This is a genomic window from Cohnella soli, assembly GCF_042655525.1.
In the GTDB taxonomy this organism is placed as follows: Bacteria; Bacillota; Bacilli; order Paenibacillales; family Paenibacillaceae; genus Cohnella; species Cohnella soli.
In genome coordinates this window covers 70,675-95,731 of record NZ_JBHSMI010000005.1, presented here as the reverse complement: position 1 = coordinate 95,731, position 25,057 = coordinate 70,675, and the positions used below count along the sequence as shown (strand labels likewise).

Below are 25,057 nucleotides of genomic sequence, written 5' to 3'. Positions count from 1 at the left end.
GCCATACGATAGTAGAGCGGGGATCACAGGGTGGAGGGGCGTGAGGAATGGACGATTTTTGGCTTGGCAAAAAAGTGTTCGTGACCGGTCACACTGGATTCAAAGGAAGCTGGTTGTCTATGTGGCTGACCAAGTTGGGGGCGAAGGTGACGGGGTACGCGCTGGAACCGGATGGCGATCCGTCACTATTCCGGCTGGCATCGGTAGGGGCGCATGTCGATCATGTTTTCGGGGACGTGAGGCATGCGGTTCGCCTACATGAAGCGATGGCGGCAAGTCGGCCGGATATCGTTTTCCATCTTGCGGCTCAACCACTCGTCAGGGAAGCCTACACAGACCCTGTGGGGACTTACATGACAAATGTGATGGGAACGGTGAACGTGCTGGAGGCGATCCGTGCCAGCGGTACTGCCCGCGCGGTGATCATCGTAACGACGGATAAAGTATATGGGAACAAGGAATGGATGTGGGGCTACAGGGAGGATGAGCGGCTTGGCGGCAGAGACCCGTATTCTTCGTCCAAAGCTTGCGCTGAGCTAATCGTTCATTCTTACTCGGAATCATTCCTAAAGGCAAACGGAGTAGCAGTGGCCACAACTCGAGCAGGCAACATTATTGGCGGCGGAGACTGGAGTGCCGACCGTCTTGTTCCGGATTTGTTAAAGGCGCTCGCGGCTAATCAGCCGATTCGATTACGATACCCAACGTCCGTCAGGCCGTGGCAGCATGTGCTGGCCCCGTTGCACGGATATTTGGCATTGGCGGCAAGGCTTCACACTTACGGTGAAGTCTATCATGGGGCCTGGAACTTCGGGCCTGCGGAGGAAGACCATCTGACCGTGCACAAATTGGCTGTTAGGCTGAGTGCCTTGTGGGGAACTGTAGCTATCACAGATCAGATCGGACCGAAACCTTCCCAGTCAATGCATGAAGCGATGACACTGAAGCTGGATAGCACGAAGGCGCGGACGAGACTGGGGTGGCATCCGCAATGGAAGCTGGACGAGGCGCTACATCGAACAGTCGAATGGCAAAAGGCGTATTTGAGGGGCGCGGATATCCGGTCCATCTGCCTCGAACAGATTAATGACTACGAGAATGCAGGCGGAGAGGGGGCTGCGATATGAATGCAACAGAGGCCCCAATGGTCGGTTCCTTGTACGAAGTCAGCTGGAGGGGGGCAACTCGCAAAGGGATCGTAGCTGCCTCAGCGGACATACAAGGAGATGTGCCATTTTTCTTAATGACAATCCCCGATGAGACAGCCGGAGATTTGTCTCTGACTGCTGACCGATTTCAATCTGATAAATTGTACCCCGTCCCCGTCGAACAGATCGGTGCGAAGCTGGCTGATGCGAACGAAGGCCTGCTAGAGAAATTGCTAAGAGACCACATTCTCGCTCAAACACGTCGGCATTATGATGTGAAACACGCGGAGCCGAAGCGCAAAGCCTTCTCGCCCGGACAGCCGATTCCGTATGGCGGACGTTACTTTGACGAGAATGAGCTGACCAATCTGATCGATTCTTCCCTCGATTTCTGGCTGACGAACGGACGGTATACCGAACGATTCGAACGGGAACTCGCGAAAACCCTCGGAGTGAAATACGCGAGCGTGACGAACTCCGGGTCGTCCGCTAACTTGCTCGCTTTTATGTCCCTGACATCCCGAACACTTAAAGAGCGCCGCATTCGCCCGGGAGACGAGGTGATCACGGTGGCCGCTTCTTTTCCGACGACGGTGAATCCGATTATTCAGTTCGGCGCGGTGCCGGTGTTCGTCGATATCGAATTGGAGACGTATAACATCGATGCTTCGATGCTCGAAGCTGCATTCAGTCCCCGAACCAAGGCGGTTATGGTCGCTCATACACTTGGCAATCCGTTCGACTTGAGGCGGGTGCGCGAATTTTGCGATCAACATGGGTTATGGCTCATTGAAGACAATTGCGACGCGCTCGGTTCTACTTATTTATATGAAGGCGAGTGGAGACTCACGGGGACGGTCGGGCATATCGGTACGTCCAGCTTCTATCCTCCGCACCATTTAACGATGGGAGAAGGAGGGGCGGTGTATACGAACAATCCGCTTCTGAAGCGGGCGATCGAGTCTTTTCGCGACTGGGGTAGGGACTGCTGGTGCGCCTCCGGCAAAGACAACACGTGCAAGCGCAGATTTTCCCAACAGTTCGGCGAATTGCCTGACGGCTACGATCATAAGTACGTTTACACCCATTTTGGCTACAATTTGAAAATTACCGACATGCAAGCCGCGATTGGTTGCGCCCAGCTCGAGAAGCTCCCAGCGATTGTCGCTGCCAGACGAGACAATTGGAAAAGGTTATACGATGGGCTGGCGATTCTGGAGCTGTTCTTCCATCTGCCCCGGCCGACGGCGAATGCGGATCCTAGTTGGTTCGGCTTTCTTCTGACGATCAAGGAGGATGTGCCGTTTACGCGGGAAAGCGTAGTCCGTCACTTAGAAAGCAAAGGCATTCAAACACGCATTTTGTTCGCAGGCAACCTCATCCGGCAGCCCCTCTTCGACGAGATGCGCGAAGCGGGTAAAGGTTATCGCGTTGTCGGCGAATTGACGAACACCGACATCGTCATGACGCGTTCGTTCTGGCTCGGCGTGTACCCGGGGCTGACCGAGACGATGATTGATTATGTGATTGAGGAAATAGTGGCTTTCACGAATCCGTACTCAGCTATTGCTCGTCAAAGCAAAAAATGATACATTGATGCTAATGAATCAGATACGGACGCGAAGCACGCGCCGCTCGTTCTCCAACCGGAGAACTGGGCGGTTTTTTCTGTTATTTTCGCCTATTCGATCTGGTATACTATCTATTAAAGGGAGCTGGTCCGATGAATGAAATGAAAGAATTCATGTTAGCGGTCAAACATTCTCTCGAAGTGTTGGATGCCAAGTTTACCGGGATGGACGCCAAGCTTACTGTCATTCAAGAAGATGTCGCGGTATTGAAAGCGGATGTCGCGGTATTGAAAGACGATGTTGAGGTATTGAAAGCGGATGTCGCAGTGCTGAAATCGGATGTCGCAGTGCTGAAATCGGATGTCGCTGTGCTCAAAAGTGACGTGTCCGAGCTGAAGTCCGGCCAGGGCAGGCATGATCGGATTTTGGAGACGCTGGCTCTCCATTCCCTGGAACAGGAAACAATCATTCGCGAATTAAAACGAATAAAATAACGATTCTTTTGCGATTCCGTGCCGTCTGGAGTAACCCTCCTAATGCGCGGCTTTTTTGTTTTGGCAGACATCCTGCCCTTCCTTGCTCCAATTTCGCCAAACTGATACAATGTTAAGATACGGTTAGACCCGCACTAGAGAGGGGTATGTCCACATGCTAGGACTTGTCAAAAAAATATTCGGAGATGCCAATGAACGCGAGGTAAAAAGGCTTCTCAAGACCGTCGACCAGATCAACGGGCTGGAAGCTTCCATTTCGCCGCTGAGCGACGAGGGGCTTCGCGCGAAGACGGACGAATTCCGCGGACGCATCGCCAAAGGCGAGTCCTTGGACGATATTCTTCCAGAAGCATTCGCCGTCATTCGGGAAGCGTCCAAACGCGTACTGAACAAACGGCATTACGACGTGCAATTAGTCGGCGGCATGGTGTTGCACAGCGGCAAAATCGCCGAGATGAGAACTGGCGAAGGCAAGACGCTCGTCGGCACGCTCGCCGTTTATTTGAACGCGCTCCAGGGAGAAGGCGTTCACGTCGTCACAGTCAATGATTATTTGGCCCAGCGCGATAGCGCAGAGATGGGGCAAATCTATACATTCCTGGGCATGACCGTCGGTTGCAACCTGCACGGCTTGACCCACGAAGAGAAGCAAGCCGCATACGCTTGCGATATTACTTATGGCACGAACAATGAGTTCGGGTTCGATTATTTACGCGACAATATGGTGCTATATAAGGAGCAGATGGTTCAGCGTCCGCTCCATTACGCCATCATCGACGAAGTCGACTCGATCCTTGTCGATGAAGCGCGCACGCCGCTTATCATTTCCGGCCAAGCGCAGAAGTCTACGGAGCTGTACTACGCTGCCGACCGCCTCGTCAGCAAGCTGAATGACACCGAAGACTTCACGATTGATGTGAAAATGCGGTCGGTTACGCTGACCGAAGCCGGCGTGTCGAAAGTTGAGCGCGCCTTTAACATCGAGAACTTGTTCGCACACGAGAACGTCACGCTGAACCATCACGTGAACCAGGCGTTGCGTGCGCGTTTTATTATGAAACGTGACGTCGACTATGTGGTGCAAGAAGACGAAGTTGTGATCGTGGACGAGTTCACGGGACGTCTGATGGCTGGCCGTCGATATAGCGAAGGTCTTCACCAGGCGATCGAAGCGAAAGAACAGCTGACTGTACAGAATGAAAGCATGACTCTTGCGACGATTACGTTCCAGAACTACTTCCGGATGTATCGGAAGCTTGCCGGCATGACCGGTACGGCGAAGACGGAAGAAGAAGAGTTCAAGCGTATTTACGGTCTGGATGTAATCCAAGTGCCGACGAACCGCCCGATGATCCGGACCGATTCTCCGGACGTCGTCTACAAGTCGGAGAACGGCAAATACAAAGCCGTTGTCGAGGAGATCGTTCGTCGTCATGCGACCGGACAACCGGTGCTTGTCGGTACGGTATCGATCGAGAACTCGGAGCGCATCTCCGAGATGCTGAAGAAGAAGGGCGTCAGCCACCAAGTGTTGAATGCCAAGTACCATGCCGAAGAAGCTGCGATCATTACGAACGCAGGCCAACGCGGCACGGTCACGATCGCGACGAACATGGCTGGCCGCGGTACGGACATTCTGCTCGGACAAGGCGTCGCCGACCTCGGCGGCTTGCACATCATCGGCACCGAGCGGCACGAGTCGCGTCGGATCGATAACCAGCTGCGCGGCCGCGCAGGCCGTCAAGGCGACCAGGGCTCGTCCCAGTTCTACTTATCGATGCAAGACGAATTGATGCGCCGTTTCGGCGCCGACAATATTATGGGCATGATGGAACGCCTTGGCTTCGACGAAGATTCGCCGATCGAGAGTCGCCTTATCACCAGAGCGATCGAATCCGCGCAGAAGAGAGTCGAAGGCAGCAACTTCGATGCTCGACGTATCGTATTGCAATACGACGACGTCATCAACTTGCAGCGTGAACGCATCTATGGCGACCGTCGTTCCATTCTCTCCTCCGAGAACATCCGCGAAGTCGTCGAAGGCATGATTCGTTCGGTCGTTACCCGTGCGGTCGAGAGCCACTGTTCTGACGAGGATGTACCGGAAGATTGGGATTTGGATAACTTGCTTACGTACGCTCATTCGCACTTCCTGCCGGAAGACCGTCTGAACAAAGACGATCTGTGGGGCAAAGAAAAGGATGAGCTGGTCGAGATGATTCTCGAGCGGGTTAATCAATTGTACAACGACCGTGAAGAGATGATCGGCGTCGATACGATGCGCGAATTCGAGAAAGTCGTTGTGCTCCGTGCCGTCGACAGCAAATGGATGGACCATATCGACGCGATGGATCACTTGCGCCAAGGTATTCACTTGCGGGCTTACGGCGGCAACGATCCGCTCCGCGAGTATCAATTCGAGGGTCATAACATGTTCCTCTCCATGATCGAACGCATCGAGGAAGAGATCACGATGTACGTCATGCGCGCAACGGTGCAGGCGACTCCTCCGAAGCGGGAAGCGGTCGCGGAAGGGCAGGCCGTCGATACGAAGGCGGAAGAAGGTCCGAAGAAGCCGAAGACGCGCGATGCAGCGGCGGTCGGCAGGAACGATCCGTGCCCATGCGGCAGCGGCAAGAAATACAAAATGTGTCATGGTCGCATAGACTAGGGTGAGTCTGCAACCTCCGAGGGAAGCAGATGTTGCCGAATTTTCGTTCCATGCAAGGCGCGCTTGTGCAGGCGTACCGGAGGTACGTCAAACAAGCGCAACGAAGCAGGGGGCGAAAAGGCGGTGATAGATGCTCCTGAGTGGGGTAGCAGACTCGCCCTAAAGCGGAAAGGCATTTCTATATGAGGTGAGTTCATCATGTTAGAACTTGATGTATCGGTAAAGCAAGATCTTCGCGAGAGCGCGAAGCGACTCCAGCAACTTAGGGGGTCACTTTGACTTAGATCTGAAGAAAGAACAGATCGAGAACTACGAAGTCAAAATGAGCGATCCAAATTTCTGGGACGATAACGACAAAGCGCAAGCGATCATCGGCGAGATGAACGCGATCAAGTCTGTTGTCGACCAGTACGAAGCGTTGGCGAATGAGTTGAAGGATCTCGAGGAAATGCTCGAGATCTTGGACGAGGAATTCGACGAAGAAATGGCCGTCGAATGGACGGACAGCGTGAAGGCGCTTGTCGCCAAAGTCGATGGCTTCGAGCTTCAGCTTCTGCTTAACCAGCCGTATGATAAGCTGGATGCGATTCTGGAGCTTCATCCGGGTGCAGGCGGCACCGAGTCGCAAGACTGGGCGTCGATGTTGTACCGGATGTATACGCGGTGGGCGGAGAAGCGCGGCTTCAAAGTCGAGCTGATCGACTACTTGCCCGGCGACGAGGCTGGTATCAAAAGTGTTACGATTCAGATTCGCGGGCACAACGCTTACGGTTATCTGAAAGCGGAGAAAGGCGTTCACCGACTTGTTCGGATTTCGCCGTTCGACGCTTCGGGCCGACGCCATACCTCTTTCGTATCATGCGATGTCATTCCGGAGATCAACGACGAAATTCACATCGAGATTCGTCCGGAGGATTTACGGGTCGATACGTATCGTGCTAGCGGCGCTGGTGGTCAACACATCAATAAGACGGACTCGGCTGTCCGTCTCACTCACTTGCCGACGGGCGTCGTAGTTGCGTCCCAGACGCAGCGCTCGCAGATCCAGAATAAGGATAAGGCGATGAAGATGCTCCAATCCAAGCTCTACGAGCTGCGCATCCAGGAGCAGCAGAAGGAACTCGCGGAAGTGCGCGGTGAGCAGATGGACATCGCGTGGGGAAGCCAAATCCGCTCTTACGTGTTTCATCCGTACAGCATGGTCAAAGACCATCGAACGTCCGTCGAGACGGGTAACATCGGAGCGGTCATGGACGGTGACCTTGACGCTTTCATCGACGGCTACTTGCGCAGCCAGATCAAGCAGGACGTTCAATAACGTTTAATCAATCGATAAGATGCATAGCGAATGAAGAAACTTCTTACACTTACAAGTGCAAGAAGTTTTCTTCGTATAGACGGCAATTATCCTAGTGCTTTAACGTGGGAAAGAGGAGAAACAATGTCCGATCAGGATCAAGATCACAATCAACATCAACACCATCAACACGATCAACATCATCCACGCATGCATTCCGTACCTGTTATTACGAACAAGAGGGCAAGGTCCCGTTTGTCTCCTCGTTTACGAGTCATATTTAGTTATTTATCCGTATTGGTCGGATCGTTCTTCATAGCGGCCAGCTTTAACTTATTCCTGCTGCCCAATCAGATCGCCTCGGGCGGCGTGTCCGGTATATCCGTTATTTTGCATTCGCTTGCCGGCATCGCCCCGGCTTACACGCAGTGGGCGCTTAATATTCCGCTTTTTATTGCGGGGGTCCTGGTGCTCGGACGCAACTTCGGTTTCAAAACGGCAGTAGGTACGATTATGCTGCCGTTATTCGTGCTGCTTACTTCCGGATGGGAACCGCCTACTCACGAGCCGCTTCTTGGCGCGCTATATGGCGGACTCGGCGTCGGGATCGGGCTTGGCATCGTTTTCCGGGGGAGAGGGTCGACCGGTGGGCTGGACGTTGCGGCCCAGATCATCCATCGGGTACTCGGCATTCGATTAGGTTTGGCTGTCGCAATGTTGGACGGGCTCGTCATTTTGTCCGCAGGATTATTCATTTCTCTTGAAAATGCGCTGTATGCACTGATCGGCTTATTCGCGACAAGCAAGACGATCGACCTCATTCAGACAGGATTGCAGACGTCGAAGGCAGCTTTTATTATTTCGAAAAACCCCGAGCGCGTATCGAGCGCGATTTTGCATGAGCTCGATCGGGGGCTGACGAGGCTGCAAGGCGTCGGGGGTTATACGGGCGACGATCGTCCGGTGCTGCTCGCCGTCGTGGGTCAGAACGAAGTCGTGCGGTTGAAACTGCTCGTGCGAGATGCGGACCCGGACGCGTTTATCATTATTACGAACGCGGCCGAAGTGCTCGGCGAAGGGTTCCATGATGAACGTTTGCTCTGAGAGAAGACGGACATTAGGACGCTAATTCATGAATTCAACCATTGAATAAATAATACTTTGAATGTATAATAATGCATAACGAGACGGAGAACGGCTTGCATCTACTTCCACGGGAAGCGATTAGAAGTGTTTGGCATTTGTCATACATCTTGCTTCAATTCAGCGCAGTAATCCGTTACAATTAGGAAGGTTTGCCATGCACGTGATTACGATCGCGTGCGCAATTTTTATTCCATTATTCGCGTCACGCACGCCATGCATGGGGGAATCATAATGAGTTCATCGAACATCCGCGCGGCCATCGTCGGCTCGACCGGCTACGGCGGCGTCGAATTGATCCGTTTGTTGCAGTCTCATCCGAAAGTGACGATTACGTCGGTTATTTCATCTTCTACGGCGGGTACGTCGATCGCCGAAGGATTTCCGCATTTGACGGAGATCCACACGGACTTGCTCGACGATCTGAACGTGGAGGCGATCAGCGCCAAAGCCGATGTCGTGTTTCTCGCGACGCCTCATGGCGTCAGTATGAAACTCGCGCCGCAGTTCCTGGACGCAGGGATGAAAGTGATCGATTTGTCCGGAGATTTCCGGCTCGAGTCCGGCGACGTCTACGAGAAATGGTATAAGCACGAGCCTGCGGATGCCGCTTACGTCGAACGCGCGGTCTACGGTCTTTCCGAAATATACGGCGATCAGGTAGCGAAGACGGATTTCGTTGCCAACCCGGGCTGCTTCACGACAACTTCGTTGCTCGGATTATATCCTGCAGTCAAGGCGGGGTGGATCGATCCGGACACCATTATCATTGACGCCAAGTCTGGCGTGTCCGGCGCAGGCCGCGGCGCGAGCCTCGGCACACACTATTCGGAAATTAACGAGAACTTCAAAGCGTACAAAATCAACAAACACCAACATACGCCGGAAATCGAGCAAGTGTTGTCGGAAGCGGCGGGGCGCCCGGTCGCCACCACGTTCACGACACATCTTGTGCCGATGACCCGGGGCATTATGGCTACGATGTACGCCAAAATAAACGGCAAACGCACCGACGCGGATTTCGTGGAGCTGTATCGCCAGTTTTACGAGGGACGCAAATTTGTCCGTGTCCGTCCGGAAGGCAAGTGGCCGGCGACGAAAGAAACGTACGGCACGAACTACTGCGACATCGGCTTTTCCGTTGACGAGAGAACAGGGCGCGTAACGATTATTTCCGTCACCGACAACTTGGTCAAAGGCGCTGCCGGTCAAGCGATCCAAAATTTGAACCTGCTTATGAACTGGGACGAAACGCTCGGCCTTCAGTTCACGCCGGTTTATCCATAATAGGACGAGAGGGACGGACGAATAACGATGGGAAAACAGTTATTTGAGATCGTTGAAGGCGGAGGCGTCACTACGCCCAAAGGTTTTCAAGCCGGCGGCCTTCATTGCGGATTAAAGAAAACGGATCGCCACGATCTGGGCGTTATCTTGTGCGAAGTGCCTGCGGCTGCTGCGGCTGTCTATACGACGAACCTGTTCCAGGCTGCTCCGCTTCAAGTCACGCGCGAAGCGTTGGCTGAAGGTGGAATACTGCGCGCGGTACTGGTGAACAGCGGCAATGCCAACGCTTGTACGGGAGCGCAAGGCGATGCCGACGCGCGTGCGATGCAAGCGAACGCGGCTGCGGCTCTTGGAGTCGGCGCCAGTCAGGTGGCGGTCGCTTCCACAGGCGTCATCGGGGAACTGCTCAAGATGGACCGTGTGAACACCGGCATCGAAAATCTGCCCGGACGGTTGCGAAGCGACGATCAAGGCTCCGACGATTTCTGCCAGGCGATTCTGACGACGGACCTCGTGAAGAAAGTCAGTTGCGTGTCGCTGACGATCGATGGGCAACAGGTGACGATCGCGGGAGCGGCCAAAGGTTCCGGCATGATCCACCCGAATATGGCGACGATGCTCGGCTTCGTTACGACGGACGCCAAGATTGGTTCGCCTTTGCTTCAGGAGCTGCTTCGCGAGATTACGAATGTCAGCTTTAACATGATTACCGTCGACGGCGACACGAGCACGAATGACATGTTGGTGGCGATGGCGAGCGGCTTGGCCGAAAATAACGAGTTGACCCGGAGCCATCCGGACTTCGCAGCGTTCGCGGCCGGTTTGCAGCACGTATGCGTCGAGCTGGCGAAAGCGATCGCCCGCGACGGCGAAGGCGCGACGAAGCTGATCGAGACGGTTGTCGTCGGCGCGGACAGCGATTTCGCCGCTCAAGCGATCGCCAAGACGATCATCGGCTCGAGTCTCGTGAAATCGGCCGTATACGGAGCGGACGCCAACTGGGGACGCATCATTGCAGCCGTTGGTCGCGCAGGCCAGCCGGTTAACGTCGGCACGGTCGACATTCGTCTGGGAGATATCGTCGTGCTGGAGCAGTCCCGCCCGATTCCTTTTGACGAAGAGAAAGCGCTCGAATACTTAAAAGGCGATACGGTCGCCATTCACGTGAATTTGAATATGGGAAGCGGGCAAGCGAAGGCGTGGGGCTGCGATCTGACTTACGATTACGTGCGCATCAACGCCGCTTACCGGACGTAAGGGGAGCGGAAGATGAGCAGCAGCAAATTTGTAATGAAGTGCGGGGGAAGCACGCTCGCGGCATTGCCCGACGCGTTTTTCCAGGACTTGCGCGACTTGCAGATGAACGGCACCCAGCCAGTTATCGTGCATGGAGGCGGTCCGGCGATCAACGAGACGCTCGGCAAACTCGGCATCGAAAGCCGATTCCTGAACGGTCTTCGCGTCACCGACGAAGCGACGCTTGACGTCGTTGAAATGGTACTCGCCGGGCGAATCAACAAGGAGATCGTGCGCAAGCTGCAAATCAACGGTGCGAAGTCGATCGGGCTTTCCGGCACGGACGGCAGGCTGATCGAAGCGAAACCGGTCGCGAACGCGGCCGAAGTCGGGCTCGTCGGCGACGTCACCGGCGTGAATGCGTCTCTTGTCGAAGGGGTAATCGCACTCGGATACTTACCCGTCATAGCGCCGATCGGCATCGATGCAGCGGGACAACGATACAACATTAATGCCGATACGGCGGCGGGCGCTGTCGCGTCCGAGCTTGGCGTCGATACGATGATCGTCGTAACAGATGTTCCGGGCATTATGCGCACAGTAGACGGCGAGAAAGTTGTGCTACCTCAAGTCACCTTCGCGGATATCGAAGAGATGATCGCAAGCGGAGAAATCTACGGCGGCATGATCCCTAAAGTGAGCGCGGCGATGAGCTGTCTGCACGGCAATGTCAAAGAAGTGCTAATCGTCGACGGCTCCGCGGAACGCGTATTGAGCCGCGCGGTAAACGATGGCAATATCGGAACCCGGATCGTCCGGGAATAAGTGAGCGAGGAGAGATGGGAATGAGCGACAGCGCGTTGTTTTCGACTTATGCGAGATTTCCGATCACACTGGTGAAAGGCAAAGGCAGCCGTCTGTGGGACGATCAAGGCAAAGAATATATCGACTTCATGAGCGGGCTTGCGGTCACCAACCTCGGCCACGTGCCGGATGCGGTTAAGAACGCAATTGTGCAGCAGCTTGATCAGTTGTGGCACGTTTCGAACTTGTTCCATACCCCGAACGGGGAAAAGGCCGCGAAGCTGCTCGTCGACAATAGCTGTGCGGATGCGGTATTTTTCTGCAACAGCGGCGCAGAGGCGAACGAAGCGGCAATCAAGCTCGCACGTCGTTACCACCAGAAGCTGAAAGGCACCGACCGTTACGAGGTCATTACGTTTACGCAGTCGTTCCACGGACGCACGATCGCGACGTTGACCGCCACCGGCCAAGACAAAGTCAAAGAAGGATTCTTGCCTTTGCCGCAAGGTTTCGTCCATGTGCCATTGCACGATCTGCCAGCGCTTGAAGCGGCTGTCAACGACAAGACGGCGGCGATCATGCTTGAGCTTGTGCAAGCGGAAGGCGGAGTTATCCCGGTTGATGCGGATTTCTTGAGAGACGTGCGGGCGCTGTGCGATCGCCACGGCATTCTGCTTATCGTCGATGAGATCCAGACCGGTATGGGACGCACGGGCAAGCTGTTCGCATACGAGCACTATGGCGTTGAGCCGGATATTTTCACATTGGCCAAAGGTCTTGGCAGCGGGGTTCCTGTAGGCGCGATGCTTGCGAAAGCGCATGTGAAAGACGCGTTCGTCCCCGGCGCTCACGCGACGACGTTTGGCGCGACACCGCTGATTATGGCATCCGTCATCGCAACGATCGAGACGATGCTCGCGGAGAAAGTAGCCGACAAAGCGGCGGCGGCGGCGGATTACTTGATGGCTCAATTGCACGAGAAACTTGCGGGCCTGCCCCAGGTTGTCGGCATTCGTGGCAAAGGTTTGCTTATCGGCATTTTGTGCGACGCTCCGGCATCGGAAGCGATCGCCGAACTGCATAAGCGTGGTTTACTCGTTGTGCCGGCCGGTCCTAACGTCATTCGTTTGCTGCCGAACTTGCTCGTAAGCAATGAAGATATCGACGCGGCGGTTGCTTTGATCGCAGCCGTGCTGACGGAACAAGCGGTGGCAGGGCGTGCCTGAATACTCCGAGGGGAGTAGATTTGGCCGAATTTTCGTTCCATGCAAGGAACGTTTGTGAAAGCGTACCGGGGGTACGTCGAGCAAACGCGACGAAGCAGGGGGCGAAAAGGCGGTGAAAGATGCCCCTGAGCGGGTTTTCAGACACGCCCCAGAACCGCCAACGCTTGAATGAGCGGAGAAGCCGCTGACGCATGTTTTCTATAGAGAAGGAGTGTTTGCTATGACGACGGCTATTGACGCCGAAAGAATCGCCGCGCAACTGAAAGGCCGCGATTTCCTCGGTCTCGTCGATTTTACGCCGGAAGAGATCCGGTATCTGCTTGACCTCGCCATCGAGCTGAAGCGCAAGCAGAAAGCCGGTGAAGAATATCATCCACTGAAGGGCAAGTCTCTCGGCATGATTTTCGAGAAATCGTCCACGCGTACGCGCGTATCGTTCGAAGTGGGCATGTATCAGTTGGGAGGCCAGGCGTTATTCCTGAGCCGCAACGACATTCAGATGGGCCGAGGCGAGACGATTCGCGATACGGCGCAAGTGATGTCCCGATATCTCGACGGCATGATTTTGCGGACGTTTGGACACCGCAATGTGGTTGAGTTGGCGCGCGGTGCAACGATTCCGGTCATCAACGCCTTGTCCGACCAGTCCCACCCGTGCCAGGCGATGGCCGACTACCAGACGGCGCTTGAACATAAAGGCAAGCTCGAAGGGCTCAAAGTCGCTTATATCGGCGACGGCAACAACGTGCTTCACTCGCTCATGATGGGCGCGGCGAAGCTGGGCATGCATTTCGCCAGCGCGTCTCCGGAAGGGTACGATCCTAGCGAGACTGCCGTGCAGCAGTCCAAAGACGCAGCCCAAGAAACGGGCTCCCGCATCGACATTTTGCGCGACCCACGCGAGGCGATCGAAGGCGCGGACATCGTCTACACCGACGTATGGGCAAGCATGGGCTTCGAAGAAGAACAGAAGGAACGCGAGAAAGCGTTCAAGAACTACCAAGTGAACGAGGCGCTCGTACAATATGCGAAGCCGGACTATTTGTTCATGCACTGCCTGCCTGCGCATCGCGGCGAGGAAGTGAGCGAAGGCGTCATCGACGGCAAAAACTCCGTTATTTTCGACGAAGCCGAGAATCGTCTGCACGCGCAGAAAGCGATTATGGCTGCGATTATGTAAGGAAGGGACGAGGACTGGCGGTCCGCGAGAAGTTGTAACTGGGTTAAACCGACTTACAGCGCCGAAAGGTTCGCTGAACATGTTTGTAGGTGGGTTAAACCGACTTACAGCGCCGAAAAGCCTGTTGAACGTGCCTGTAAGTGGGTTAAACCGACTTACAGCGCCGAAAAGCCTGTTGAACGTGCCTGTAAGTGGGTTAAACCGACTTACGTCGCCGGAAAGTCAGTCCAACGTGCCTGTAAGTGGGTTAAACCGACTTACAGCGTCGTAAAGTCCGCCGAACGCGTCTGTAAGTGGGTTAAACCGACTTACAGCGCCATCTCGCTCGTTAACTGATATTTTTTCCGCAACGCAATTTGATCTAAAGGAGCTTATCTATCCCATGGCTAAAAACAAAATCGTGCTCGCCTACTCCGGCGGCCTCGATACTTCCGTCATTCTGACTTGGTTAAAAGAAACATACGACGCCGAGATCATCACCTTTACCGCCGACATCGGCCAGAAGGACGAACTAGACGGCCTCGAAGAGAAGGCGCTCAAAACCGGCGCTTCCAAAGTGTACATCGACGACCTGCGCGCCGAATTCGCGAAAGATTTCATCTATCCGATGTTCCAAGCCGGCGCTCTGTACGAAGGTCAATATTTGCTCGGCACCTCGATCGCTCGCCCGCTCATCGCGAAGCGTATGGTCGAGATCGCGCTAGCAGAAGGCGCTACGGCGATCGCCCACGGCGCAACGGGCAAAGGCAATGACCAAGTCCGTTTCGAATTGACGGCTGCTGCTCTTGCTCCGAACATCGAAGTCATCGCTCCTTGGCGCGATGAGGCGTTCCGCGAAGCGTTCCCGGGACGTGCGGAGATGATCGCATACGCCGAGAAACACGGCATTCCGGTTCAAGCGTCTGCGTCGAAGCCGTATTCGACCGACCGTAACTTGCTGCACATCAGCTTCGAGAGCGGCATGCTCGAAGATCCTTGGTTCGATTCAAGCGCGGCAGATGTCGAAGAAATGTACGTGCTAAGCGTCTCCCCGGAGAAAGCGCCGGACCAAGCCGAGTACATCGAGCTTGATTTTGAAGCCGGCGACTGCGTCGCGATCAACGGCGAGAAGCTGAGCCCGCTCGATGTCATGGATAAGCTGAACGAGATCGGCGGCAAACACGGCATCGGCCGCGTCGACATGGTAGAGAACCGCTTCGTCGGCATGAAGAGCCGCGGCGTGTACGAGACGCCGGGCGGCAGCATTCTTTTTACCGCGCACCGCAAGATCGAATCTCTTACCATGGACCGTGATGTGATGCACCTTCGCGACTCCTTGATTTCCAAATACAGCTCCCTCGTCTACAACGGCTTCTGGTTTGCTCCTGAGCGTCTGGCGATCCAAGCTCTTGTCAACGAAAGCCAGAAAAACGTAACAGGCACTGTCCGTCTGAAGCTGTACAAAGGCAACGTGATGGCAGCCGGTCTCAAGAGCCCGGTCAGCCTGTACAACCCGCACATCGCCACGATGGAAGCGGACCCTACCAAGGCGTACGATCAAGGCGACGCCACCGGCTTTATCCGCCTGAACGCGCTTCGCTTGAAGGTATCTTCGGGCGTAAACGGCGCTTCCGGCATTAACTGATAAAGGACAAAAAGGGAGCAGCGAACGGGAAGCCTGCCAAACCATCCCCCGCCGAACGGCGAGGCTATGCGGGCGGCACCTTCCTTGTGCGCTCTCCCCTTTTGCCTATTTACCGAAGAGAGAGGGTTACCGAGCATGAGCAAGCTGTGGGGCGGTCGTTTTACGAAAAAAACCGACCAACTGGTTGAAGAATATACCGCGTCGATTTCGTTCGACAAGGAACTTGCCTTCGAGGACATTCAAGGCAGTCTCGCACACGTCACGATGCTGGGCAAATGCGGCATTCTGCCGGATGAGGACGTCGAGAAAATCAAAGACGGCCTGCTTAAAGTTCGGCAAAGCATCGCAAAAGGCGAGCATGAGTTCCTCGTAGCCGACGAAGACATTCACATGAGCGTCGAGAAGGCACTTATCGAGGAGATTGGCCCAGTCGGCGGCAAGCTCCATACCGGACGCAGCCGCAACGACCAAGTGGCGACGGACATGCACTTGTATCTTCGCAAGCGCGTCGTCGAATTCGTCGCCATGCTGCAGAAGCTGCAAACCGCACTCGTTGGGCAAGCGAAAGCGAACCTCGACACGATCGTACCGGGTTATACGCACTTGCAGCGCGCGCAGCCAATTCTGTTCGCCCATCATCTGATGGCGTACGTATCGATGTTTGGACGCGACATCGAACGTCTGCAAGACAGCTACAAGCGTATCGACGCGCTGCCGCTTGGCGCTGGTGCGCTCGCGGGTACGACTTTCGCGATCGACCGCCATTTTACGGCTCAGCAATTAAACTTCGGCCGCGTGTACGAGAACAGCCTCGACGCCGTCAGCGACCGCGACTTCATCGTCGAGTTTCTGAGCGGTGCGGCGCTGATTATGACGCATCTGTCGCGTCTGAGCGAAGAGCTGATCCTCTGGTCGAGCACCGAGTTCCAGTTCGTCGAGCTTGACGATGCATTCTGCACCGGATCGAGCATTATGCCGCAGAAGAAAAACCCGGACGTGCCTGAGCTTGTTCGCGGCAAGACAGGCCGTGTGTACGGCAATCTGATCGGGCTGCTGACCGTGCTGAAGTCGCTGCCACTCGCGTACAACAAAGACATGCAAGAAGACAAAGAAGGCATGTTCGACACGGTGAAGACGCTGCAAGGCGCTCTTCAGCTATTCGCACCGATGATCGAGACGATGAAAGTGCGCAAAGAGAAAATGCGCAAAGCCGTCGACCAGGACTTCTCGAACGCGACCGACATCGCCGACTTCCTTGTGGGCAAAGGATTGCCGTTCCGCCAAGCGCATGAAGTCATCGGCAAGACGGTGCTGTACTGCATTCAACAAAACAAGTTCCTGCTCGACTTGACGTTGGACGAGTTCAAGCAATTCTCGCCGCTGTTCGACGACCGGATCTACGCTGTGTTGCAGCCGGAAGCGGTTGTGAATGCCCGCAACGTGTACGGCGGTACCGCCACGCCGCAAGTAACGGCCGCGATCGAACGCGCCGAAGCCGAGCTTTCCCGCACCGCCGCATGGGTAACCGAGTACGAGGCGAAGTCGGGGCTACTGTAAGAAGGGACTAGCATACGAAAATAAGAACGCCTCGATTTGACTCTTTCGGTCAATCGGGGCGTTTTTTATTGGTAAATGAAGGATTATACCGAATTTCGACGAATATGAATTTCTAGCCAGATTAGGAAAGAGACGGAGGAGCTCGGAAAGATGATCAAGAAAAGTTTTTTGTTAATCGCCGCCTGTGCGATCGCGATTCCCTCGGCGGCATCGGCCGCAGCGCCGAAAGGCCCAGCCAAACCTGCTGCACAGATGCAGGCCAAACAGACCGCCAAACCGCAAGTCAAGCCGTCTCAAGGACCGACGCGCTTACCGGCGAACTTAGATAAGTCGCTGGGCATTTTTTTATATGATGGCTCCGGGAACAAGAGAAACATTATACCGAAATTCCGAAGCAACGGAAAGTATGCGTTCAAGCTGATCGACAAAAATCAGAGTGCTTACCGTTTCGAATCGGATCGAAACGAAGAAACGTTTTATTATTACGATATCGACGAGAAGATTCATGCTCTCGACCAGAACGGAGCGGTCAAGTGGACGACTGCCCCGACGGACGAGCCAATTCAGTCAATCGACGCGCTCGACAATGGGGTTTTGGCCATTCATACGGACAACAACGAATCGCGGGTTAATGTTGAGGATGAGGAAAATCGGGAGACGTCGTCCGGTTCCTTGATTTTGTTGGACGGGAACGGCGAAAAGATGCTGGAGACGCCGATTTTGTACGCGCTTCAGTTTGCTTCCCCCTCGTTTATCGATAACTTGATCGTCGTATTGCAGGAAAAGGGGATTTCGGCTTACCAGAAGGACGGAACATTGTTGTGGACCTACAGCGAAGGGATCGAGAATGCTAAAGACAAGTTCGGGCGCTTCGTGACCAACGTTGACGGGTTGAGGTCCGACGGAGAAAGCATCACTTTCGAAACAAAGGAAGGCGTTGCGGCTTCCTTGGACGCTAACGGCAAAGTTCGGTGGAATTACAAAGTTACCCAAAAATCGGTTAAGCTAAAGAACGGATACACGACGCTCATGTACGTGCTCGACAACGGGCGGATACTATGGGTAGATGGCGAAACCGTTAACGAGGAAACGTTCCTGAAAAAATCGGAGGAGCAGTTAAAATACTGGTTGAACTACGAAAACTCGATAGCTTGGGCGGGAGGGAGTTACACCGCAGGGAAGAATAAAGAGCTGATCGCGAAGGACACGAAAGGTAAAGTGTTGTGGACTTACAAAAAGCCAAGCCCTGAATGGGGAGCTCCGCAAAATATGGTAGTCGACTCCAAAGGTAACGTATTCTTCTCGGACAACGGCGGAAGTATTTTCGGTTTGGACGCGAAAGGAAACGAGATTGTCCGATTCACGCTGAACGATCCAAGTGCTCCTACTGTGCATCTGGGGATGAGTAAAACCGGCAAAGTTGTCGGAGTCATTAACGGGTTAGGGTTGTTTACGATCGTTCCGGTAATCAAATAGCAGCGATTCAACTAAAAGAAAAAGCCCCAAGTCACCTTCACGGGTGGTTGGGACTTTTCAATTTTATGCGACCATACATAATTCGAATAAGTGATTCGTTGCATTGTGTAATCTCTCACAGCGGCTCGACCGGCGCTTCGCCGCCTTTGCTGCCGTCACCATCGCCGTCACCTCCGCCGCTCCCGCCATTTCCGGCGCTCCCGCCAGGCGATGCCGGATCGGCAGGGTTCTCGCCGGGGGCCGCCGTCTTCGAACCGTTGCCCGCAGCCAAACGAGCGTCCGCCGGATTAACCGCGATCATGCGGTCTTGCGTCCGATACGTATCCTTCGACAGCTTCCTGCGATCGGTGATCGTTCCGTCGACAGACTTGATCAAGTAGGACTGAACGACGTATCCGGCTTCGCCTTTTTGCAGCACGGATTCTTTGCCCGCGGCGATTTTGGCATCGGCGACGTACACCGTCTTCGGAGGGATGACTTGAAGAACCTCCGACTCCGCGCGGTAAGCGGTGTTGTCCGGCATCGTGCCGAATAGTTTAACGGTAATCGTCTTGTCCTTAACAACAGTTCGGATCAATAATTGCTTGCCGGTCGAGTTGCGGAACTTGAAGTTGACGAAGCCGTCCGCGAATGTCGCGTCCAGTCCTTTTGGCAAGTAGTGGACGACGAGAGAATGGTTGCGCCGCTCAACGATATCTAGCCCAACGAGAAGCGCTGCATTGTATAGTGTGCTGGACACTTGGCAAATACCGCCGCCGATGCCTGGCGTAAGTTTGCCCTTCGAGATAACGGGTGCTTCTTTATAACCGTATTCTTTCTCTGCTTTGGCGACAATTTTCCCGTATTCGAACACTTCGCCCGGCGCGAGCAGCGTATCATTTAGAGCTTTGGCGGCGGCCGTCACGTTATGCGACCGGCCTTCTCCGCTAGTCGAGAACGATGTCGTGAACTCGGCGGTTTTGCGCTCGAGGCCGTCATCCTTCAGCATGGACAACGTGATCTCTGGCTGTGTTTCTTCAACTTTCGCCTGCAGTGTCAGATTAGCTTTATCCCCGGTAGCAGCTCCCAGCGAATCAGGCTTTAGCGATTGCGCTTGCGAGAGGAGTTCGGCGATATCTATTCGGCGTCCCGGCTTCCCTTCCGTATAGACGACTTGATCCAAATCATCGATCGTTCGGGTCGCGTTCTCGGGGCTGCCGGATACAAGATCGCTCCACGCAGAACCGGCCGTTTTCATAAAAACAGCTTCATCCCATTTCGCTGTCCAGCCGTAGTCGGAATCCAAGCTCCCCGCGTAACGTACGCGCGCACGTTCCCACCACGAGTAGTCGCGATAACGCTCGATTGCGGCGGTCGCCTCCCCCACTTCGATCCGCAAGCCAAGCTGTTTGGAAGTGAGCGGCTTCGTCCCGCTATCGTCGTTACCTACCCCGCCCAGGACGATGTTTGTCGATTCCAGCTCAGCCACGCGGGAACGGAGCTTGGCCAGCGCTTCGTCGATCGTCAGGCCTCCAAGCTGCAAGCCGGCTACCTGAAATCGTCTCGGCAGCGTGTCATCTTCACCATAGCGGATTGCCGCACCGACACCCGTACCGATGCCAACGAGCAGCACTGCCGTTATCCCCGTAATCCATAATCCTTTTCCCATTCGAACAACCACTCCGCTCTCCATGTTGGCTTGTAACGTAATGCTGCTACTTAATGAAACGTATTTGCCGGAATTTGGTTATGGTGAAACATTAGAAAATTTTTAAAATTTACCTAAAATCCCTTTAGAGCCTAGTCTCAAAGGGGGATAAACCGACACGTTTCCCCATTATGCCTTCGAATGATAAAGGATAATCGCGCTTGCTGTCGAAGTATCTAAAGTCTGAATCTTAACAGGAAGTGATATCGTGATTGAAATGCAAGACATATGGAAGACATACGCCGACGGCACGACTGCCCTGCAAGGGATCAACGTTGTCATCGACCGCAACGAATTCGTGTACATTGTTGGTCCGTCCGGCGCGGGAAAATCTACATTTATGAAGCTGATTTATCGCGAAGAATTTCCAACCAAAGGTCAAATTTCCGTCAACGGGTTTAATATAGGCAAGCTGAAGCATCGCAAAATTCCGTATGTCCGCCGCAATATCGGGGTTATTTTCCAGGACTACAAGCTGTTGCCGAAGCTGAGCGCATACGAGAACATCGCGTTCGCGATGGAAGTGATCGAGACGCCTCGCCGCCTGATACGCCGCCGTACGATGGAAGTGCTTGAGCTTGTCGGGCTGAAGCACAAGGCAAACAGTTTGCCGGCTCAATTGTCCGGGGGAGAACAGCAGCGTGTAGCTATCGCGCGAGCTATCGTCAATAACCCCGCGGTCATCGTCGCAGACGAGCCAACAGGCAACTTAGACCCCGAGACGTCGTGGGGCATTATGAACCTTCTGGAAGAGATTAATTTCCGTGGAACGACGATCGTCATGGCCACCCATAACAAGGAAATCGTGAACACGCTGCGTAAGCGGGTCATCGCCATCGAGCGCGGCTCGATCGTTCGCGACCAGTTGAGAGGGGATTACGGCTATGAGAGTTAGCACGATCTCCCGTCATGCTCGCGAAGGCGTCAAAAACGTTGGCCGCAACGGCTGGATGACGTTCGCCTCTATGAGCTCGATTGCCGTGTCGCTTTTTATCCTCGGGGTCTTCATGCTGCTGGCGCTTAACGTGAACAAGCTCGCGGATCAGTTGGACAGCCAGGTGCAAATTAGCGTCTACTTGCAGGACGGTACGCAGAAAGCGAAGGAAGAGGAACTCGAACGGTCGATCAAGCGCATTCCGGAAGTGAAAAGCGTCACTTTCATTTCTAAGGAAGAAGGGCTGCAGCGTTTCCGAGACAGCATGGGGGATGACGGCAAGGAAGCGTTGGAAGGGTATGAGAAGGAAAACAATCCGCTGCCCGACGCATTCGAGATCGAAGTGTTCGACCCGCAGAAGATCGGCTTTGTTGCCAAGCAGATCGAGGCGCTGAACGTGACCGATCCCGAGAAGTCGATCGACAAGGTTAAATACGGCAAGGACACGATCGAGAAGCTGTTCCGCATCACGAATGCCGTGCGCAATATCGGTATTTTCATCGTGCTCGGTCTGGCGATCATGGCGATGTTCCTCATCTCGACGACGATTAAGATGACGATTATCGCGCGCCGCCGGGAGATTTCGATAATGAAACTCGTCGGCGCGACGAACAGCTTTATCCGCTGGCCGTTCTTTATCGAAGGGGCGATTATCGGTTTCGGCGGATCGGTGCTCAGTGCGATTGGTTTGCTGTACGGCTATTCCGAACTAGTACATAACACGAGGGCGACTGTAGGGTTGTACATGATTGAATTCGCCTCAATGTCGGATGTGCGCATGTTGGTTGGCGGCACAATCATCGTGCTGGGTACTTTGCTTGGCGTATGGGGAAGCACGATATCTGTTCGACGTTACTTGAAAGTATAGAGCCTACACAATTGACCCCGATATGCGGGGGCGGGCGACACGCCGCTCCTGAAGGAGGATAATGGTGAGAAGGAAAATCACGTTAGTGTTCGCCTTGCTGTTGACGATGGCGATGGTGCTGCGCCCCTATGACGGACAAGCTTTATCAGAGCTCGAGAAGATCGATCGCGACCTGAAGAAGCTGCAAGAGGAAATGGACAAAGCGCAGAGGAATCAAAAACAGGCCGAGAGAACGGTCAAAGATTTGACGGGCAAGAAGGAAGCAACGAAAGATGACATTCAGAAGCTTCTCGGCAAAATCGACGACATGTCGAAGAAGATGCAGGAGACGAACGATAAAATTCAGTCTGCGGAAGAGAAGCTTTATGAGACGGGCAAACAGCTCGAAGACGCGATCAAGCAGCGCGACAACCGATTGCAGTTGATGGACGCCCGCGTTCGGATGGCGTATACGACAGGTCCGGTTTCGTTTCTGGACGTGCTCCTGAATGCGAAAAGCTTTTCCGATTTCCTCGGGCGCATGGATGTCGTTGAATCAATTGCGTCGCAGGATCGGAACATCGTCGAGGAGAAGAAGAAATACACCGAGGAAGTTACGAACATGAAGGCGCTGCGCGAGCAAGAACTGGTTGACGTTCAGAAGCTGTACAAGCAGTTGGAGTCCCAGCATGCAGAGCTTCGTCAGAATGAAGCGGATAAGGAAGTGCTCATGTCCAAGCTCGATAAGCAGATCGAAGACAATGAGGACATCAGCGAAGAAGCGGAACAACAGCTCAAGGAATTCGCGAAGAAATCGGCCGCCTTGCAGGCTAAAAAGAATAAGATCAAGACGTATTACACGGGCGGGAAGCTGGGAATGCCGCTCAAGTCGGATTGGCGAGAATCTTCGCCGTTCGGTTATCGGATTCATCCCGTAACCGGAAAGCGGAAGCTTCACGCCGGTCTCGACATGGCTGCGCCGAAAGGAACGCCGATCTATGCGGCGGAGACCGGTGTCGTCATCGTCGCCCAATCGATGAGCGGATACGGTAACTGCGTTATTATTGATCACGGCGGCGGTCTATGGACGGTATACGGGCATATTATGGCAGGAGGCATCCTCGTCGACAAAGGGGAAACGGTCAAACGCGGACAAAAAATCGCCCTCGTCGGTTCAACTGGCGTATCGACCGGATATCACTTGCACTTCGAGGTTCGCAAAAACTCCGAACCGGTTGATCCTAAGCCGTATTTGAACTTAAAATAAAGGAATGAACAGGAAGCAGCCGGTTGGCCGACTTTGGGGTCGGCCGACCGGCTGCTTTTTTGAACGATCTTATTAAAGTGCACGGTAAAGGGCGTGACGAAGTTGTGGTTTCGAGGTCGCGCGGTCGTCGCGATCGCCGTGTTGGCTGCGCTTGGCGCCGGCATGGCGACATATGGCTTTTTCGAATATTCCGGTTGGGGGATTCGTCCACCGGCGATGCAACCCGGACTGGCATCTGGCAGTAAGACGGAAGGGTTGACCCGGGCCGAGCTTGATAAACTGAATAAGGCGCTAGGTCTCATCGAGGATCGGTTCATCGCTTGGACCGATCGGTCCAAGCTAGTGGATGGCGCCGTGCAAGGGATGGTCGAGTCGCTTGACGATCCTTTCTCCGCCTATTTGTCCGGGGACGAGGCTGAGAAATACAACGAATCGTTACAGGGGGCATTCTCTGGCATCGGCGCGGTGCTTCATCTCACGGGTGGCGCTGTCGTCGTAGAGTCTCTAATGACGGGGTCCCCTGCTGAGAGAGCGGGATTGCGTCCTCTTGACGTGCTGCTTTCGGTAAACGGCGAAAGCTTGAACGGATTGTCGCTGAACGAGGCCGTTTCCAAAATTCGCGGCCCGAAAGGGACGAAAGCGAAGCTGAAAGTACAGCGCAAAGGTGCATCGTCGCCTCTCGATCTGGAACTCGTTCGCGACCGGATTGATCTGGAATCGGTGAGCGCAAGCATGGAAGACAACGGAATTGGTATTCTGACCATTAACCAGTTTTCTGCCGATACGTCGGCGCAAGTCGCCGAAGCGCTTCGGCGGATGGTAGCGGGAGGCCTAAAGGCGCTTGTCGTTGATGTGAGGGATAATCCTGGCGGCATGCTTCAAGCCGTTGTTGACGTGGCCGACCAATTACTTCAGCAAGGCAAACCGATCGTGCAATTCGAATATAGGGACGGCAAACGTAAAGTCGACGAAGCGAAACACGGAGCGGCGGAAGGCCGGACGTATCCGCTTGTCGTGCTTCTGAACAAGGGCAGCGCCAGTTCGGCCGAGATTATGGCGGGAGCATTGAAGCAATCCGCCGGCGCGATTCTCGTTGGTGAGACGAGTTACGGCAAAGGGACGGTACAAGTTCCGTTTAACGACGATCTAGGTGATCACAGCATGCTCAAGTTGACCGTGTACAAGTGGCTGCTGCCGGACGGCTCATGGATTCATGGAAAAGGCATTGAACCGGATGTCATTGTGCATCAGCCGGCTTATTTTCTTGCTTCACGGCTCCCCCGGGACAGGGTGTTGAGGGCGGACGAGACAGGAGATGCGGTAAGAAACCTGCAGAGCATTCTGAACGGCGTCGGCATGACCGTCGACAGAAGCGATGGCTACTTCAGCGCGGGAACGAAGGAAGCGGTGAAGGCGTTTCAGAAGCGGGAAAATTTGCCCGAGACCGGCGAAGTGGACACGGAAACGGCCGAGAGGCTGGAAGAAGCGTTGTACGAGAAGCTCAAGGACCAGGCAAATGATCGACAGTTGCAGAAGGGACTCGAATTGGCAAAGGAACGGGCTGTAGGACACTAATGATAGGCGACGATTTCCAATGTACCCAGGAGA

The 25,057-nt window shown here is 54.4% G+C and carries 19 protein-coding genes; 18 read left to right on the top strand and 1 reads right to left on the bottom strand.

The window, feature by feature from the left end; genetic code table 11:
* The first annotated feature begins 47 nt into the window (after window positions 1–47).
* From rfbG to ACFPOF_RS03080, 14 genes are all read left to right on the top strand, one after another.
* The gene (rfbG, locus tag ACFPOF_RS03145) at window positions 48–1,127 is read left to right on the top strand and encodes a CDP-glucose 4,6-dehydratase (RefSeq protein ID WP_378129542.1); all 1,080 of its coding nucleotides are present in this window, start codon (window positions 48–50) and stop codon (window positions 1,125–1,127) included.
* Window positions 1,124–2,737, top strand: a complete 1,614-nt coding sequence (rfbH, locus tag ACFPOF_RS03140; RefSeq protein ID WP_378129540.1) for a lipopolysaccharide biosynthesis protein RfbH — start codon at window positions 1,124–1,126, stop codon at window positions 2,735–2,737. The genes rfbG and rfbH overlap by 4 nt, the downstream gene beginning before the upstream one ends.
* A gap of 134 nt (window positions 2,738–2,871) precedes the next feature.
* Window positions 2,872–3,213, top strand: a complete 342-nt coding sequence (locus ACFPOF_RS03135; RefSeq protein WP_378129538.1) for a hypothetical protein — start codon at window positions 2,872–2,874, stop codon at window positions 3,211–3,213.
* A gap of 154 nt (window positions 3,214–3,367) precedes the next feature.
* Complete coding sequence (secA, locus tag ACFPOF_RS03130) at window positions 3,368–5,884, top strand: preprotein translocase subunit SecA (RefSeq protein ID WP_378129536.1); 2,517 nt, start codon at window positions 3,368–3,370, stop codon at window positions 5,882–5,884.
* 198 nt (window positions 5,885–6,082) lie between these two features.
* Window positions 6,083–7,202, top strand: a protein-coding gene (gene prfB, locus ACFPOF_RS03125) for a peptide chain release factor 2 (RefSeq protein WP_378129534.1) whose coding sequence is annotated in 2 segments (ribosomal slippage) — window positions 6,083–6,160 and window positions 6,162–7,202 — 1,119 coding nt in all. Because the reading frame shifts where the segments join, the coding sequence is not laid out codon by codon here.
* Between the two features lie 189 nt (window positions 7,203–7,391).
* Window positions 7,392–8,285 (top strand): YitT family protein, encoded by an 894-nt coding sequence (locus tag ACFPOF_RS03120; RefSeq protein WP_378129646.1) that lies wholly within the window; start codon window positions 7,392–7,394, stop codon window positions 8,283–8,285.
* Window positions 8,286–8,558: 273 nt separating this feature from the next.
* Window positions 8,559–9,611, top strand: coding sequence for an N-acetyl-gamma-glutamyl-phosphate reductase (argC, locus tag ACFPOF_RS03115; protein WP_378129532.1), 1,053 nt, complete (start codon window positions 8,559–8,561; stop codon window positions 9,609–9,611).
* Between the two features lie 27 nt (window positions 9,612–9,638).
* Complete coding sequence (argJ, locus tag ACFPOF_RS03110) at window positions 9,639–10,868, top strand: bifunctional glutamate N-acetyltransferase/amino-acid acetyltransferase ArgJ (RefSeq protein WP_378129530.1); 1,230 nt, start codon at window positions 9,639–9,641, stop codon at window positions 10,866–10,868.
* Between the two features lie 12 nt (window positions 10,869–10,880).
* The gene (gene argB / locus ACFPOF_RS03105) at window positions 10,881–11,672 is read left to right on the top strand and encodes an acetylglutamate kinase (RefSeq protein WP_378129528.1); all 792 of its coding nucleotides are present in this window, start codon (window positions 10,881–10,883) and stop codon (window positions 11,670–11,672) included.
* A 20-nt stretch (window positions 11,673–11,692) separates the two neighbouring features.
* On the top strand, window positions 11,693–12,877 hold the full coding sequence (locus ACFPOF_RS03100; RefSeq protein ID WP_378129526.1) for an acetylornithine transaminase: 1,185 nt from the start codon (window positions 11,693–11,695) through the stop codon (window positions 12,875–12,877).
* A gap of 220 nt (window positions 12,878–13,097) precedes the next feature.
* Window positions 13,098–14,057 (top strand): ornithine carbamoyltransferase, encoded by a 960-nt coding sequence (argF, locus tag ACFPOF_RS03095; protein ID WP_378129524.1) that lies wholly within the window; start codon window positions 13,098–13,100, stop codon window positions 14,055–14,057.
* Window positions 14,058–14,439: 382 nt separating this feature from the next.
* The gene (locus ACFPOF_RS03090) at window positions 14,440–15,681 is read left to right on the top strand and encodes an argininosuccinate synthase (RefSeq protein ID WP_378129522.1); all 1,242 of its coding nucleotides are present in this window, start codon (window positions 14,440–14,442) and stop codon (window positions 15,679–15,681) included.
* 135 nt (window positions 15,682–15,816) lie between these two features.
* Window positions 15,817–17,238, top strand: a complete 1,422-nt coding sequence (gene argH / locus ACFPOF_RS03085) for an argininosuccinate lyase (RefSeq protein WP_378129520.1) — start codon at window positions 15,817–15,819, stop codon at window positions 17,236–17,238.
* Between the two features lie 150 nt (window positions 17,239–17,388).
* Entirely contained in the window at window positions 17,389–18,714 is a 1,326-nt protein-coding gene (locus tag ACFPOF_RS03080) for an outer membrane protein assembly factor BamB family protein (protein WP_378129518.1), read from the top strand.
* A 115-nt stretch (window positions 18,715–18,829) separates the two neighbouring features.
* Here the strand turns inward: ACFPOF_RS03080 and ACFPOF_RS03075 are convergent, their stop codons facing one another.
* The gene (locus ACFPOF_RS03075) at window positions 18,830–20,362 is read right to left on the bottom strand and encodes a VanW family protein (protein WP_378129516.1); all 1,533 of its coding nucleotides are present in this window, start codon (window positions 20,360–20,362) and stop codon (window positions 18,830–18,832) included.
* A 247-nt stretch (window positions 20,363–20,609) separates the two neighbouring features.
* Here ACFPOF_RS03075 and ftsE point away from each other — a divergent pair, with 247 nt between their 5' ends.
* From ftsE to ACFPOF_RS03055, 4 genes are all read left to right on the top strand, one after another.
* Window positions 20,610–21,296 carry a cell division ATP-binding protein FtsE gene (ftsE, locus tag ACFPOF_RS03070; protein ID WP_378129515.1) on the top strand — a complete coding sequence of 229 codons (687 nt, stop codon included), beginning with the start codon at window positions 20,610–20,612 and terminating at the stop codon, window positions 21,294–21,296.
* Window positions 21,286–22,203 carry a permease-like cell division protein FtsX gene (gene ftsX / locus ACFPOF_RS03065; RefSeq protein WP_378129513.1) on the top strand — a complete coding sequence of 306 codons (918 nt, stop codon included), beginning with the start codon at window positions 21,286–21,288 and terminating at the stop codon, window positions 22,201–22,203. The genes ftsE and ftsX overlap by 11 nt, the downstream gene beginning before the upstream one ends.
* A 64-nt stretch (window positions 22,204–22,267) precedes the next feature.
* Window positions 22,268–23,449, top strand: a complete 1,182-nt coding sequence (locus tag ACFPOF_RS03060) for a murein hydrolase activator EnvC family protein (protein ID WP_378129511.1) — start codon at window positions 22,268–22,270, stop codon at window positions 23,447–23,449.
* Window positions 23,450–23,551: 102 nt separating this feature from the next.
* On the top strand, window positions 23,552–25,024 hold the full coding sequence (locus ACFPOF_RS03055; RefSeq protein WP_378129509.1) for a S41 family peptidase: 1,473 nt from the start codon (window positions 23,552–23,554) through the stop codon (window positions 25,022–25,024).
* Window positions 25,025–25,057: the final 33 nt, after the last annotated feature.

Coding starts and splice junctions, on each gene's coding strand:
- rfbG (WP_378129542.1), top strand. CDS start 48: ATGGACGATTTTTGGCTTGGCAAAAAAGTGTTCGTGACCGGTCACACT.
- rfbH (WP_378129540.1), top strand. CDS start 1,124: ATGAATGCAACAGAGGCCCCAATGGTCGGTTCCTTGTACGAAGTCAGC.
- ACFPOF_RS03135 (WP_378129538.1), top strand. CDS start 2,872: ATGAATGAAATGAAAGAATTCATGTTAGCGGTCAAACATTCTCTCGAA.
- secA (WP_378129536.1), top strand. CDS start 3,368: ATGCTAGGACTTGTCAAAAAAATATTCGGAGATGCCAATGAACGCGAG.
- ACFPOF_RS03120 (WP_378129646.1), top strand. CDS start 7,392: ATGCATTCCGTACCTGTTATTACGAACAAGAGGGCAAGGTCCCGTTTG.
- argC (WP_378129532.1), top strand. CDS start 8,559: ATGAGTTCATCGAACATCCGCGCGGCCATCGTCGGCTCGACCGGCTAC.
- argJ (WP_378129530.1), top strand. CDS start 9,639: ATGGGAAAACAGTTATTTGAGATCGTTGAAGGCGGAGGCGTCACTACG.
- argB (WP_378129528.1), top strand. CDS start 10,881: ATGAGCAGCAGCAAATTTGTAATGAAGTGCGGGGGAAGCACGCTCGCG.
- ACFPOF_RS03100 (WP_378129526.1), top strand. CDS start 11,693: ATGAGCGACAGCGCGTTGTTTTCGACTTATGCGAGATTTCCGATCACA.
- argF (WP_378129524.1), top strand. CDS start 13,098: ATGACGACGGCTATTGACGCCGAAAGAATCGCCGCGCAACTGAAAGGC.
- ACFPOF_RS03090 (WP_378129522.1), top strand. CDS start 14,440: ATGGCTAAAAACAAAATCGTGCTCGCCTACTCCGGCGGCCTCGATACT.
- argH (WP_378129520.1), top strand. CDS start 15,817: ATGAGCAAGCTGTGGGGCGGTCGTTTTACGAAAAAAACCGACCAACTG.
- ACFPOF_RS03080 (WP_378129518.1), top strand. CDS start 17,389: ATGATCAAGAAAAGTTTTTTGTTAATCGCCGCCTGTGCGATCGCGATT.
- ACFPOF_RS03075 (WP_378129516.1), bottom strand. CDS start 20,362: ATGGGAAAAGGATTATGGATTACGGGGATAACGGCAGTGCTGCTCGTT.
- ftsX (WP_378129513.1), top strand. CDS start 21,286: ATGAGAGTTAGCACGATCTCCCGTCATGCTCGCGAAGGCGTCAAAAAC.